Below are 13,864 nucleotides of genomic sequence, written 5' to 3' on the forward strand. Positions count from 1 at the left end.
GCGTGATTGGCCGTACAGTCTGGCCAACCGCCTGCTGGCTGGTTAGCCTCGGCTTTTCTGTTGTGAGGCGTGCTCATGCAACCGGACAATCCTTTCAGTGCACCGCAGGTCGAATTGCTCGAGCCGCCAGCGCAGCCTGTCTTGCCTGGCTGGAGCCGGCGCCAGTTGCAGGTGCTGGGCATGCTGGCGCTGGTGGCGACGCTGGGCGACGCGCTGCAGATGCTGCTGATGCTCGCCAGCACCTGGCTCAGTGATGGCCAGGCGGCACAACTGGTGCGCTACACCGACTGGATGAGTGCCGTGCTGTTATTGATCGGCTGCTACCTGCTGATGCGCTTCAAGGCGCTGGCCGAGCAGCGTTTCGCCGCCAGTGGCCTGGGGGCGCCGGTTTGGCTGCTGGTCGGGCTGAGTCTGCTGATGGGCGTGATGGATTTCTGGCTGGGGGCGCGGCTGTTTGCTGGCCTCAACCCCGTCACCCTGTTGTATATCACCCTGTTGGTGCTGATGGGCAGCACCATGGTCTGGCTGGGGATACGGCTGCTGCGCGTGAGCCTGCCGTATCCTTCATTGCGGGTGATGGCCTGGATGAACGTCATCGGCGGCGTGCTGCTGGCCAGCGTGGTGTTGATCATGCTGTCAACGCTGCCATTGCTGGCCAGCGGCGTGGCAATGGCGTTGGTGTTTCTGCGCGCCGCCAATGAGTTGGACTGACGCGCGCCGCCACTACTGACGGCCGCGTGCCAGTGCTCGGTTGACTTCCAGCCAGCCAGCCACTGCTTCTTCACCCATCTCGTCGAATACCCGCTGCAGCAGGCGCGCCTGTTCGCGGCGCAGGGCCTGTTCCAGCTTGGCACCCTCGGGTGTGAAACCCAGCAGGCGCTTGCGCTTGTCGTCCGGCGCGGCCTCGCTGCGTACCAGGTTCATCTCGATCAGTTGTCGCAGCGGGGTGTTCAGTGCCTGCTTGCTGACACCCAGATAGCCGAGCAGCTCGGTCATGTTCAGGCCCGGGTACTTGGCGATGAAGAACAGAATACGGTGGTGCACGCGTGACAGGCCGCGCTTGGCGAGCATTTCGTCCGGCTTGGCGGTGAAGGCCTGGTAGCCGAAGAAAAAGGCCTCCATGGCCGCCTGCTGCACGGCTGCGTGCCTCATCGTCGGTGTTGCCTGTCGACCATCCTGCTGGCTGTCGCTGGCTGTCGTGGCAAATTTCCCAGGAAAACTTTTTAGGTCAGCCATATTGACGTATCTCTGGGTGGCGGCGTAATTTCGGTCAAGAAGTTTGACTCAATTTTCCGACTTTGGCACCCCAGGACATCCCATGGCCTTCTCCGAACGCATCGCCCGCCTGAAAAGCTCCCTGATCCGTGAAATCCTTGCCGCGGCGCAGCGCCCCGAGGTGATGTCCTTCGCCGGTGGGCTGCCGGCCGAGCCAATGCTGCCGAAGGTAGACTGGGCCGAGATGCCGGCGAGCATGGGCCAGTACGGCATGAGCGAGGGGGAACCGGCGCTGCGTGAAGCCATCGCTGCCGAGGCGCGTGCCCTGGGCGTGCCCTGCGAAGCCAGCCAGGTGCTGATCGTCAGTGGTTCGCAGCAAACCCTGGATCTGGCCGCCAAGCTGTTCATCGATCCGGGCACTGAAGTGCTGCTCGAGGCGCCGACCTACCTGGCTGCGCTGCAAGCCTTCCAGCTATTCGGCGCCGATTGCATCAGCGTGCCGCAGGAGGCCGACGGCCCCGAACTGGCGGCGCTGCGTCAGCGCCTGGAAAACCACAAGCCGGCCTTCGCCTACCTGATCCCGACCTTCCAGAACCCGTCCGGTACCCGCTACAGCGAGGCCAAGCGCGATGCCGTGGCGGCGCTGCTCGACGAGTTCGGCGTCACCCTGATCGAAGACGAGCCATACCGCGAATTGGTGTTTGACGCCGGCAGCGCCACGCCCATCGTCAGCCGTTTGCAGAAGGCTAGCTGGATCTACACCGGCACCGTGTCCAAGACCCTGCTGCCAGGCCTGCGCGTGGGCTACCTGATTGCCACGCCTGACCTGTTCCCGCACCTGCTGCGCCTGAAACAGTCGGCGGATCTGCACACCAACCGCATCGGCCAGTGGCAGGCGCTGCAATGGCTGGGCAGCGAGCAGTATCGCGGCCATCTGGCCGAACTGCGTGACTTCTACCGTGTGCGCCGTGATGCCATGCAGGCCGCGCTGGTCGAGCACTTCGGCGAGCTGGCCGACTGGCAGATTCCGCAGGGTGGGCTGTTCTTCTGGCTGACCCTCAAGCAGCCGCTGGATACCCGCACGCTGCTGGACGCGGCGCTGGCGCAGAACGTCGCCTTCATGCCGGGCGAGCCGTTCTTCATCGACCCGGACGCCAACCCCGGTCATCTGCGACTGAACTTCAGCCATGTGGCGCCGGAGCGCCTGGGTGAGGGGCTGCGCCGGTTGGCGACGGTGATTCGTGATGCGCAGAGCGCATGATTGATTGGTTTCTGTAGGAGCAGCTGGGCGGTATTCCGCTTCAGCCGCGAATTTCCCGGACGTGGTAGTTCCTACAGAAGCGGGGCGATTGGCGGCGAACCAGCCGCGACGATTGTTAGGGAGGGCACGCGATGTTCAAGGTCTACGGTGATTACCGCTCGGGCAACTGCTACAAGGTCAAGCTGATGCTGCATCTGCTGGGCAAGGAGTATCAGTGGATTCCCATCGATATCCTCAAGGGCGAGACGCAGAGCGAAGCCTTCCTGGCCAAGAACCCCAACGGCAAGATTCCAGTGCTGGAGCTGGAGGACGGTACCTGCCTGTGGGAGTCCAACGCCATTCTCAACTTCCTCGCCGATGGCAGCGAGTTCCTGCCGACAGAGCCGCGTCTGCGTACCCAGGTGCTGCAATGGCAGTTCTTCGAGCAATACAGCCATGAGCCGTATGTGGCGGTGGCGCGTTTCATCCAGCTTTATCAGGGCATGCCGGAGTCCCGCCGTGAGGAGCACGCTCGCTGCCTGGCGCTGGGCTACAAGGCGCTGAAAGTGATGGAAAAGCAACTGGAGCGCACGCCGTATCTGGTTGGCGAGCAGTACTCCATCGCCGATATCGCCCTGTATGCCTACACCCACGTGGCGGACGAGGGCGGCTTCAGCCTGGAGGCTTTCCCTGCCATTCGTGCCTGGCTCGACCGGGTTGCCAGCCATCCACGGCATGTGACCATGCTCGGCTGAAGCGCGCCGCTGGCCGTGCTTTCGTGAGGGGGCTGGACAAAGCCCCATCAGCACGGATAATCCGGTTCATCGCCCCCTGACTCTGGCTTCGCGACTCCATGCGCCAATCCCTGCGTACCGCCCTGATCTGGATGCTGATGCTGGCCCTGCCGGCACAGGCCATGGCGGCGCTCGGCATGCAGTTGTGCGAGCAGGTGCATCGCAGCAGCACCCTGCAGATCAGCGCCAGTCAGCATGACGAGCATGGCATGCACCACGAGATGGCGGCTGGCAGCTCACATGGCGTGCAGCAAGACGCCCCGGTTGCCGGCAGCGATGCTCCAGCCGATACGGGGTTCTGTTCCCTGTGCGCCTTCTGCGTCGGTATCGCCGCGCCTAGCCAGCCGTTTCTGAACGACTCCGCCCTGCAAGCCGTCGAGCCGGCCGCCGCCTGGCCCGACCGCCTTATCGTCGGCGTGGCCGACACCCCCGAACGCCCCCCGCGTCTTTCTCTCGCCTGAGCCTTTTAGGTAGCGCCGTTCTGCGGCGCCTGTAGCTCACGCGGCCGCCTGGCCGCTGTATGCGAGAACACATCATGACTTTGCATTCCCTTGCCGGAAGGCTGCTGGGCATCGCTGCCCTGGCGCTACCCGGCATCCTGATGGCGGCCCAGCCCGACCCGCTGGACGCCAATGTCGCCGTGCCGGCGCAGGATTACCGTTCCCCCCTGCACGACTACCGCGCCCAGGCCGACGAGCCTTTGCAGGACTGGCGCGCGGCCAACGATCTGGTCGGCCGTATCGGCGGCTGGCGCAGTTACAGCATGGAAAGCTGGGAGCAGCCGGCCGAGCAGGGCGCCGAACCCGCCGCGGGAGGTGGCCATGACCACCATTAAACTTGCCGTGATGCTCTACGCCACACTGTTGCTGGTCGGTTGTGTCGGTTTCAGCCAGGAGGGCGGTTTTGGCCCGGTGCAGCAGGTCGCCGAAAAGCGCCTGGACAAGCAGCTACTCTGGGCGCGCGACGAGGCCGGGCGTAGCCAGATCGAGGCCCGTGTCGCCGAATTGCTGGGCGAACCCCTGAGCCTGGACGCCGCCATCCAGTTGGCGCTGCTCAATAACCGTGGCCTGCAGGCGTCCTTCGACGAGCTGGGCATCGGTGAGGCCGAGCGGGTGCAGGCCGGGCGCCTGCCCAATCCCGGTTTCTCCTACGGGCGTTTGGAGAAGGGCAGCGAGGTGGAATACGAGCGCGGTCTGCACCTCAACCTGGCGCGCTTGATCGCTCTGCCGCTGAGCTCGCGCATGGAGGGCCGTCGCTTCGAGCAGTTGCAGCGGCAGACCAGCCTGGCGGTGGTCGAGCTGGCCAGCGAGACACGCAAGGCCTGGTATCAGGCGGTTGCCGCCGAGGAGAGCCGCGTCTATGCGCAGCAGGTGCTGGAGGCCGCCGAGGCCAGCGCCGAGCTGGCGCGCAGGCTGGCGGCAGTCGGCAACTTCAGCAAGCTGCAGCAGGCCGAGCAGCAGAACTTCTATGCCGAGGCTGGCATCGTGCTGCTGCGCGCCGAGCAGGCGCGGGTCTCCAGCCGCGAACGGTTGACCCGGTTGCTGGGCCTGTGGGGTGAGCAACTCGCCTATCGCTTGCCCGAGCGCTTGCCGACGCTGCCTGAACAGGCCGAGGAACTGCCGGACGTGGAGCGTTTGGCCATGAGTCAGCGCCAGGACATCCAGGCCATGCGTCTGGACACCGAGCGTCTGGCGCAGAACCTCGGTCTGACCCGCACCACGCGCTTCATCAACGTGCTGGAGCTGGGCGTAGTGAACAACCGCTCCAACGAGGAGCCGACCCAGCGCGGCTACGAGATCAGCGTCGAACTGCCGCTGTTCGATTGGAGCGGCGCCAAGGTGGCGCGGGCCGAGGCGCAGTATCGCCAGGCGCTCAACCGCGCCGCCGAGACGGCGATCAACGCCCGCTCGCAGGTGCGCGAGGCCTACCAGGCCTACCGCAACGCCTTTGAACTGGCGCAGCACTATCGCACCGAAGTGCTGCCGCTGCGCCAGCGCATCGCCGAGGAGAACCTGCTGCGCTACAACGGCATGTTCATCAGCACCTTCGAGCTGCTCGCCGACGCGCGCCGCCAGGTGCAAGCGGTGGATGGCTACCTGCAGGCGCAGCGTGATTTCTGGCTGGCTCGCGCCGATCTCGACATGGCCCTGCTGGGCGCCCCCAATCCTTCGCTCGCCGCGGCGCCTGCCGCCAGTGCCGAGCCGGCCGCTGGCGGCCACTGAACAAGGAACTGCTGACATGGTTTCACGACGTGATTTTTTTCTCGGCGCCAGTGCCATCGGCGCCGCCGTGGCTACCTCGGCGGTCAGCCGGGTATCCATGGCCGCTCTGCCCGAGCCGGTACTGCAGGCCAGCGCCGACACCCAACCGCCGCTGCAACCGAACAGCGGGCGGCCCTACAACCCGGTGGTCACCCTCAATGGCTGGACCCTGCCGTGGCGCATGAACGATGGCGTCAAGGAGTTCCACCTGGTCGCCGAGCCGGTGGTACGCGAACTGGCGCCTGGCTACAAGGCCCACCTGTGGGGTTACAACGGCCAGTCGCCGGGGCCGACCATCGAGGTAGTGGAGGGCGACCGGGTGCGCATCTTCGTCACCAACAAGCTGCCCGAGCACACCAGCATCCACTGGCACGGCCAGCGCCTGCCCAACGGCATGGATGGCGTCTCGGGCCTGACCCAGCCGGCGATTCCAGTGGGCAAGACCTTCGTCTACGAGTTCGTCGCGCGGCGCCCCGGCACCTTCATGTACCACCCGCACGCCGACGAGATGGTACAGATGGCCATGGGCATGATGGGCTTCTGGGTCACTCACCCCAAGGAGCATCACCCGCTGATCAGCGAGGTGGATCGCGACTACTGCTTCCTGCTCAATGCCTACGACATCGAGCCCGGCGCCTATACGCCGAAGATCATGCAGATGCTCGACTTCAACCTGTGGACCTTCAACAGCCGCGTGTTCCCTGGCATCGACCCGCTGGTGGCGCGCCAGGGCGAACGGGTGCGCCTGCGGGTCGGCAACCTGACCATGACCAATCACCCGATCCACCTGCATGGTCACGAGTTCGAGGTCACCGGTACCGACGGTGGGCCGACACCGCTCGGATCGCGCTGGCCGGAGGTGACCACCGACGTGGCAGTGGGGCAGATGCGCCAGGTCGAATTCATCGCTGACGAGGAAGGCGACTGGGCGCTGCACTGCCACAAGAGTCACCACACCATGAATGCCATGGGCCACGACCTGCCGACGCTGGTCGGCGTCGATCACCGCGACATGACCGGCAAGATCGCCAAGCTGGTGCCCGATTACATGGTCATGGGCGAGCGCGGCATGGCCGACATGGCCGAGATGCAGATGCCGCTGCCGGACAACACCGTGCCGATGATGACCGGCGACGGCCCCTTCGGCTCGGTGGAGATGGGTGGCATGTTCACCGTACTCAAGGTGCGCAAGGAGCAGGCTGCTGGTGACTACCGTGATCCTGGCTGGTTCAAGCACCCGGCCGGCACGGTGGCTTATGAGTGGAAGGGCGCACTGCACAGCCCGAGTCGCTCGCACGAGGGCGGCGGCCAGTCGATGCCCCTCAAGCAGCCGGTCGAGGCGCCGGTTGAAGTACAGGTACGCAAACCCGGCGGGCATGCCGGGCATTGAATGACGGGCGGGCTGCCGTGAGTGGCCCGTTGACCACGTGAGATGGAGAACGACGCGATGAAAAGACTACCGCTATTGGTGCTGACCCTGAGCGGGCTGCTCGCCAGCCCCCTGATTCATGCTCACGGTGAAGAGCACATGAAGCATCAGGCGATGGACATGTCGATGCCCATGGAGCAGATGCCCTGGGGCATCGCTGGCGAGGCTGGGAAGGTCGATCGCAGCATCGACATTCGCATGAGCGACCAGATGCGTTTCACCCCGGATCGGCTACAGGTCAGGCAAGGGGAGAGCATTCGCCTGGTCATTCACAATGATGGACAAACGCAGCACGAGTTCGTGCTCGGCACCCGCGCCGATCTGGACAAGCATGCCGAGATGATGGCCAGGTTTCCCGGCATGGAGCACGACGAGCCCTATATGGCACATGTTGCGCCAGGGCAGACCGGCGAGATCATCTGGACATTCAACCGCGCGGGGGAATTCGATTTCGCCTGCCTGATCGCTGGCCATTATCAGGCTGGTATGACCGGAACCATTGAGGTGCTGGCCAAATGACCGACAAGAGGAAAACCCTGATGAAACACACCATGATCGCCGTCTTGACCGCCCTGCTCAGTTTCAACCTGAAAGCCGCCGAACCTGCGCCATTGAGCCAGGGCGAGGTGCGCAAGGTGGACAGCAACACAAACAAGATCACCCTGCGCCATGGCCCCATCGCCAGCGTGGGCATGCCACCGATGACCATGGTGTTCGAGGTCGATCCGCCCAGCCTGCTGGAGCAGGTGGCGGTGGGGGACAAGGTGAGGTTTCAGGTAGAGCAGCGCGGCAGCCGCTACGTGGTGACCGAATTGCAACCTGGGGAGAAATAAGCGCGGGGTCGCAGCGGTCGCCCCCTGACGGAGGCGACCGCGTGACAGATCAGTTCAGGCTGTCGCTCAGGGCCTTGGCCGGCACCAGCTTGACCACCTTCTTGGCGGCGATCTCGATGCTCTTGCCGGTCTGCGGGTTGCGGCCGGTGCGGGCCGGGCGCTCGCTCACCTTCAGCTTGCCGATGCCAGGCAGGGTGATCTCACCGTCGTTTTCCAGTGCGTCACCGACGATCTCGGCCAACTGGTCGATCAGGCCACGCACGCTGGCCTTGGGCAGGGAGGTGGCCTCGGCCAGGTCGCTGATCAGTTGGTCTTTGGTCATTGCCATGATGTAACTCCATATGCGGGTGAGAGATTCGGTGCGCCGAAGGCCGCTATGGCAGGCGGCGCCGAAAACCAGAAGAAGCTAGCACAAACGTACTTTAACGCCAGTGTCAGGGCTTTCTTTCCGATAGGGCTTAGTGTCGCAGGACGTGCCGGGGTTCCAGGTGGCGGATGAAAACATCGGCTGGAGATTGGCTGATGCAGCTCGCCAGCCTCGACTATGCTAAGGCATATCCGTCTGGTACTGAGGTGCAATCATGTTGCGTATCTTCGCCGACCTTGGTTTCCGCTGGAAAATCGCCCTGCCAATTCTGCTGCTGGCCACGTTGCTGGTGATCATGGGGGCGCTGGGCATGCGTGGCATCACCCAGGTCGCTACCTCCAGTACCATCCTCACGCAGCAACACCTGCCTGCCATCAGCCTCCTGCTCAATGCGGATCGAGACCTGTACCAGGCCTTCGTGGCTGAGCGCAGCCTGCTTGACGAGGATGCCGCCGGCAATGCCGAGGATCTGCGTGCATTCCATGCCGAAAACCTGCAGCAAGCCCATGAGCGCGTGCACAAGTTCGCCGATCTGCAGCCTGGTGCCGAGGCGCTCGCCCTGGTCGCCGAGTTCGACCGAGGCTTCGAGCGCTGGAAGGCCACTTCCGCGCAGGTCATGCAGTTGGCGACGAGCGATGCCCAGGCGGCCAGCAGGCTCAGCTTTGGTGAAAGCGAAGAGCAATTCCAGACGGCGCGTTCTGCCCTCGACAAGCTCGGTGAACTGGAGGACGAGGCCGCCAACGCCGAGGGTGCTGCTGCCATCGCCACAGGGCAGGCCCTGTCCTGGCAGCAGGGCATGCTGATCGCCGTTGGCGTGTCCCTGTGCCTGCTGCTGGTGCTGGGCTTTCCCTTTCTGGTGACGCGCCCCTTGCACAATCTGTTGCACCGCATCGAGCAGATCGCCGATGGTGATGGCGACCTGCGCGTGCGTCTCGACGTATTGTCCAAAGATGAGCTGGGCCAGCTCAGCCATGCCTTCAACCGCTTTCTCGACAAGCTGCAACCCTTGATCAAGGAAGTCGGACGAGTGACCGACGAAGTGGCTGATTCGGCCAGGAGCCTGGCCGGCCTGGCGGCTGCCAACGACCGTCTGATCAGCAGCGAGCATGCGGCGGTCGACCAGGTCAGCACCGCAGCGACGCAAATGAGTGCGGCGGTGCATGAGGTGGCCCGTAATGCCCAGAATGCGGCAGATGCCGCGCGCAGTGCCGAACAGCAGTCACGGAACGGGGCGCAGGTAGTCGGTGTCACCATCAGCTCCATCCGCCAACTGGCACAGGAGGTGGAGAGCGCCTCCTCGAGCATTCAGACCCTGGAGCAGGACGCGGCCAACATCGGTGCCGTGCTGGCGGTGATCAAGGGCATTGCCGATCAGACCAACCTGCTGGCGCTCAATGCCGCCATCGAGGCAGCACGTGCCGGTGAGCAGGGCCGGGGCTTCGCCGTGGTGGCGGACGAGGTGCGTGCACTGGCGGCTCGCACCCAGGAGTCCACCAAGGACATCCAGGGCATGATCGAGCGGCTGCAGATCGGCGTGCAGAATGCCGTCAAGGCGACGCACATGGGCAGCGAACGGGCCCGGCAGAGCGTGGAGCAGGCCGCGGGCGTCGATCAGGCCCTGAGCGCCACCGGCGACTCGGTGCAGCGCATCAACGACATGGCGGCGCAGATCGCCACGGCCTGCGAGGAGCAGAGCAGCGTGACCGAAGAGATCGCGCGTAACATCAGCGACATTCGCGAGTTGTCCAACGAAGCTTCGCAAACCGCTGAGCAGAGCACCATGGCCAGTCGGCACCTGTCCGACCTGTCCCATGGTCTTGCCCAGTTGGTGGGGCGTTTTCGGGTCTGATAACTCGCCTGGTGCTTCTAAGTGCTTGAGGCGGTTGTAAGTTTGCATTTAGTCGTTACAATGGCGCGGCCCGTCGCAATGACGGGCTTCGTTATGGTGGGCCCTGCCGGTCCCCTCGCAACGATTACCCGTGAACCTGGTCAGGCCCGGAAGGGAGCAGCCACAGCGGGAACATCGTGTGCCGGGGTGTGGCTGGTAGGGTTCACCTCCAATTACTTCTCCCTGTTTTCGATGATTTCTTTCTGCATGCCTGTGCTGCAGCGGGCGAGCTTGCTTACCTGCATTTCTGGTTCTTCGTATATACGGGGCTTGATTGATACCGGACTGGCAAGTTTGTGTGTGGTCTCGTTGTCTTGGTGGGTGTTCTGGACGCCGCTTTAGGTGTTTTCAGAGATTCCGGGTTTCGCCCCCTCGGGCGACTCACTTTTCTTTGAATTGCGCAAAGAAAAGTAAGCAAAAGAAACGCACCCCCGCCATCCGGAACTAGGCGTCCCCGTCATGCTTCGCTCGACTTCCCTCACTCCGGCATCGCTCCGGGGTCGGCGTACATGGGCCATCCCTGGCCCATTACGCGGGGCCGCCATCGGTATCTCGCGGCATCCATGCCACTCGCCCCCTGCGCAATGCCTGCGTTCGGCCTCCTGAAGGGGGAATTTGCGCGCCTGAACGAACCGGCATTCCAAAGTATGCTCGGCGTGCTCTGGTAGCTGTGGAGCCGCGATTTGGCTGCCGAATTAAACCAAAACTTTCATTCGCGTAGTTTCATTCGCCTGGGTAGCATGCCGGCTTCCAGCCGGCATTCCCGGTCAGCCCTAAGGCTGACCTCATGTGCAACCACTCCGTGCTACTTCTGGGTTACCTCGGGTTCAGGCGTGTGCAGAGCCCGCCCAGGAGGGTGAGCGGAATCGTCGTGGAAGAGGTTGAGCGACATGGATGTCGCGAGAGCCGCGATGGGCCATGGATGGCCCACCGCGGCGGGCCTCTGGAGCGGCGATGGAGCGAACGAACCCTGGCGCAGCCAGGGCCGGATGAAAGGGCGGAGGTTTTGGTTACTTTTGCCCCAAAAGTGACTCGCCCGGGAGGGCGAAACCAAAAACATCAGCAAAAACGCGGCAATCCGGAACGGACTCCCGGATAACCAGCAATCCACACAAACTTGCCAGTCCGGTATCAAGACTGATTGTCCCGAAGGTCCTCATTCCTAAGAAACACCTTCGACAGCCTGTAACGTGAATCCAAACTTAGCGGCTCTGCGGTGCAATCCCTTCACCACTCGCTCCCGATACTTCTGCTCATAGTGATCGGCACCTGGATCTTGGTAAGCCATGCCAAAGCGCATCGCGTTGTAGAACAGGATGGCGATCTTTCGAGCAGTGGCAGTCACCGCCTTGGGCTTGCCGATGCGCGCAGACAGACGTCGGTAGAAAGCGCCCAATGCTGTATTTGTTTTACCGATGGTCACCGCAGCCAGGCGCAAGTGCGCTGTAACTCGGTTCTTGGTCTTGCGCGTATGGGCTGACAGCACCTTGCCGCCACTGATCCTGCAACCAGGTGCTAGCGTCAGCCAGGAGGTGAAGTGATGGGCAGTACGCCAACGACTCAGGTCGGTACCGCACTCAGCGACCAAGCGCAGCGCCAAGTAAGGGCCGATGCCATGGATCTGGGTCAGGTCGACGCCGATCAGCTGATAGAGCAAGGTACGTACGTCGAAGTTGAGCGCATTCGGCTGCCGAGTGCGGTGACGTGGTTTGGGTAGCGGCTCGCTGGGCGTAGGCTTCTGCTGAGAGAGCCGTTGCAAGCTCTGGGCAATCTGCTGATCGCAGATTTCAAGCTGTGCCTGATAGGCATCGTACATGGCCAGCGCCTGCGCCAAAGCAAAGACATGCTCCGGTTGATAGTTGCCAACCAAGGCGCTCTGGATGGTCTCAGTGCTCGACTTGCAGCGGGTATCGCGCATGGTTGCCAGTGTCGCAGCGCTTCGCTCACCGGCGACAATCGCACGGATGATCCGCATGCCTGTAGCTCCAGTAATGTCAGAGACCACATGGTGCAACTGCAAATTCATGTGGGTGAGCGCCTTTTGCATATGCTGGATGTGCGCGGCGGCGTAATCGAGGTGCCGCTCTCGTAAGCGCAGATAACTGCGTAACGCCGCGATCTCTCGATCAGGATGGAAGCTAGCACGCAGCAACCCGCAGGCATGTAACCGCTGAATCCACTGTGCATCGTTAACGTCGGTTTTGCGTCCAGGTACTGCACGGGCGTCCCGTGCATTGGCCAGCACTACATGCAGGCCGTGGGTTTCCAGAATTTCGTAGACCGGAATCCAATACACCCCGGTCGATTCCATCGCCACAGTGGTGATCCCGAGATCGGTCAGCCAATTGGCCATGCGTTCCAGGTCGGCGGTAAACGCTGTGAAGGTTCGTACCGACTCCTCAGCGAGGTCAGCAGGCACCGCTACGACATGGAAGCGCGAGCCGATATCGATGCCAGCTGCGCGGTCATGAATGACCGGAAGGCCGTGTCGCTCTGAACTGAATTTTTTCATGACTACCCTCCAATCACTCGAAGTGCTGGACGGGGACTCGGATCGAATCACATTCCTAAACGGGGTCACGAAACGCGCCACCACTAACGGGTCCGCAGCTTCCCCTGGGTCAGGTTTTTTGACGGGGACTCAGCCTCCAAAAAGCAGACGACCACTGTCCAGCGGTGTCAGTGTAGTGGGCGTGTTTCTAACCCAATGGGGCGCGGAGCGCCGGGGAGGCGGTTTTTTAGACGCCTGCTGCGGCAATCGCGCCCTGGGCGGGCAGGGCGAGACGAACTCAGGCCTGCTCCACCACCACATTGCGCTGCATGCCCAGGTCGATCCGGCCATCGGCGCTGCGGATGCTGGCTTCGACGACATCGCCTGGTTTCAGGTAATACTCGCTACGGCCTTCCTGGGTCTTCAGAAAGGCCTTCCACTTCACCGCTTCCGGCAGCAGGGCGCCGATGCGCTGTTTCATGGGGGAGGGAACGCTCAGGGCGCAACCCGCCGGGGTGCCTGTGGCGATCAAGTCGCCGGAGGCCAGATCCTGCACGCCCGACAGTTCGCTCAGGGTCTCTGCAGGGCCATGGACGAGGTTGGCGCTGCTGTCTTCCTGACGTACCTGGCCGTTCACGCTCAGGCGTAACTGCAGCTTTCTCAGGTAGGGCATGTCCTGGGCGTCGAGCAGGCAGAGGTAGGGGCCGACCGGGCCGAAGGTGCGGTAGCTCTTGCCCTTGTAGAACTGCATCTGCGGAATCTGAATGTCGCGCGCCGAATAGTCGTTGACGATCACCACGCCGGCGATGAACTCGTGCAGGTTGGCATCGGTCACCTCCTGCCGGCTGTCGATATCACGCTTAAGCACCAGGCCGAGCTCGATCTCGTAGTCGAGAAAGCGCACTTCACGGGGTTTGATCAGGTCGCTGTCCGCCGCGACGATGCAGCTCGTCGCCTTGGTGAAGATCATGTTGAAGTGCTTGTCGTCCGGGTTCATGCCGGATTCGATCATGTGCTGCCGATAGTTGGCGCCCTGGCAGATGAACTGCTGATCGCGGGTCACGGGGGAGAGCAGTTTCACTGCGCCGAGCGGCAGGTTGCCCTCGGGCAGCGCCGCCAGTTCGCTCAACTGGGTCTGGCGGATCAGATCCCCGGTGCTGGCGTACTGGCCGGGAATGGGGGTGATGAGTCCCTGACGGATGACCCCCCACTGGATGAGATTCTGATGCTCGAAGCGGACGATGTGCACAGGCATGGCAAGGGCTCCCGAGGAGGTGGTCGTTTGCGAGGTGGCAAGGGGCTTGGGTTGTTCGTCGGCATGGCTGGTGGCGGGCAGCATCGCGGTG

Annotated in this window: 13 protein-coding genes, 1 other RNA gene and 2 pseudogenes; 12 read left to right on the plus strand and 4 right to left on the minus strand. The window is 63.1% G+C overall.

Annotated features, from left to right (window positions below):
* Positions 1–75 precede the first annotated feature (75 nt).
* Positions 76–711 carry a hypothetical protein gene (locus OU800_RS10825; protein WP_268183677.1) on the plus strand — a complete coding sequence of 212 codons (636 nt, stop codon included), beginning with the start codon at positions 76–78 and terminating at the stop codon, positions 709–711.
* 12 nt (positions 712–723) lie between these two features.
* Here OU800_RS10825 and OU800_RS10830 read toward each other — a convergent pair whose 3' ends face one another.
* Entirely contained in the window at positions 724–1,152 is a 429-nt protein-coding gene (locus OU800_RS10830) for a MarR family transcriptional regulator (RefSeq protein WP_442964751.1), read from the minus strand.
* Between the two features lie 166 nt (positions 1,153–1,318).
* On the opposite strand from OU800_RS10830, the gene OU800_RS10835 reads away from it, so the two are divergent.
* The 8 genes from OU800_RS10835 (at position 1,319) to OU800_RS10870 (ending at position 7,772) form a co-directional block, all read left to right on the plus strand.
* Positions 1,319–2,476: an aminotransferase-like domain-containing protein gene (locus tag OU800_RS10835; RefSeq protein ID WP_268183680.1), complete on the plus strand. Its 1,158-nt coding sequence runs from the start codon at positions 1,319–1,321 to the stop codon at positions 2,474–2,476.
* Positions 2,477–2,607: 131 nt separating this feature from the next.
* Positions 2,608–3,210, plus strand: a complete 603-nt coding sequence (locus OU800_RS10840; RefSeq protein WP_268183682.1) for a glutathione S-transferase family protein — start codon at positions 2,608–2,610, stop codon at positions 3,208–3,210.
* Between the two features lie 98 nt (positions 3,211–3,308).
* A complete protein-coding gene (locus tag OU800_RS10845; protein WP_268183683.1) occupies positions 3,309–3,710 on the plus strand; it encodes a hypothetical protein in 402 nt (133 codons plus the stop codon).
* A 74-nt stretch (positions 3,711–3,784) separates the two neighbouring features.
* Positions 3,785–4,084, plus strand: a complete 300-nt coding sequence (locus OU800_RS10850) for a hypothetical protein (protein WP_268183685.1) — start codon at positions 3,785–3,787, stop codon at positions 4,082–4,084.
* Positions 4,071–5,471, plus strand: coding sequence for a TolC family protein (locus OU800_RS10855; RefSeq protein WP_268183688.1), 1,401 nt, complete (start codon positions 4,071–4,073; stop codon positions 5,469–5,471). The genes OU800_RS10850 and OU800_RS10855 overlap by 14 nt, the downstream gene beginning before the upstream one ends.
* A gap of 16 nt (positions 5,472–5,487) precedes the next feature.
* On the plus strand, positions 5,488–6,900 hold the full coding sequence (locus tag OU800_RS10860; protein ID WP_268183690.1) for a multicopper oxidase family protein: 1,413 nt from the start codon (positions 5,488–5,490) through the stop codon (positions 6,898–6,900).
* A 57-nt stretch (positions 6,901–6,957) separates the two neighbouring features.
* A complete protein-coding gene (locus tag OU800_RS10865) occupies positions 6,958–7,458 on the plus strand; it encodes a cupredoxin domain-containing protein (RefSeq protein WP_268183692.1) in 501 nt (166 codons plus the stop codon).
* 20 nt (positions 7,459–7,478) lie between these two features.
* Entirely contained in the window at positions 7,479–7,772 is a 294-nt protein-coding gene (locus OU800_RS10870; RefSeq protein ID WP_268183693.1) for a copper-binding protein, read from the plus strand.
* Between the two features lie 49 nt (positions 7,773–7,821).
* Here OU800_RS10870 and OU800_RS10875 read toward each other — a convergent pair whose 3' ends face one another.
* Positions 7,822–8,100, minus strand: coding sequence for an HU family DNA-binding protein (locus OU800_RS10875; protein ID WP_268183695.1), 279 nt, complete (start codon positions 8,098–8,100; stop codon positions 7,822–7,824).
* A gap of 349 nt (positions 8,101–8,449) precedes the next feature.
* Between OU800_RS10875 and OU800_RS24345 the strand changes: the two are divergent.
* From OU800_RS24345 to ffs, 3 genes and pseudogenes are all read left to right on the plus strand, one after another.
* Positions 8,450–8,839, plus strand: a pseudogene (locus OU800_RS24345) (methyl-accepting chemotaxis protein); the annotation flags it as partial.
* Positions 8,840–9,010: 171 nt separating this feature from the next.
* A pseudogene (locus OU800_RS24350) lies at positions 9,011–9,988 on the plus strand (methyl-accepting chemotaxis protein); the annotation flags it as partial.
* 104 nt (positions 9,989–10,092) lie between these two features.
* An RNA gene (gene ffs, locus OU800_RS10885) (signal recognition particle sRNA small type) lies at positions 10,093–10,189 on the plus strand.
* A 1,000-nt stretch (positions 10,190–11,189) separates the two neighbouring features.
* Here the strand turns inward: ffs and OU800_RS10890 are convergent.
* Positions 11,190–12,539: an IS110 family transposase gene (locus tag OU800_RS10890; protein WP_268183698.1), complete on the minus strand. Its 1,350-nt coding sequence runs from the start codon at positions 12,537–12,539 to the stop codon at positions 11,190–11,192.
* A gap of 277 nt (positions 12,540–12,816) precedes the next feature.
* Positions 12,817–13,773, minus strand: coding sequence for a fumarylacetoacetate hydrolase family protein (locus OU800_RS10895; protein WP_268184281.1), 957 nt, complete (start codon positions 13,771–13,773; stop codon positions 12,817–12,819).
* Between the last annotated feature and the right edge of the window lie 91 nt (positions 13,774–13,864).

Origin of the sequence: Pseudomonas sp. GOM7 (genome assembly GCF_026723825.1) — a bacterium.
Taxonomy (GTDB): domain Bacteria; phylum Pseudomonadota; class Gammaproteobacteria; order Pseudomonadales; family Pseudomonadaceae; genus Aquipseudomonas.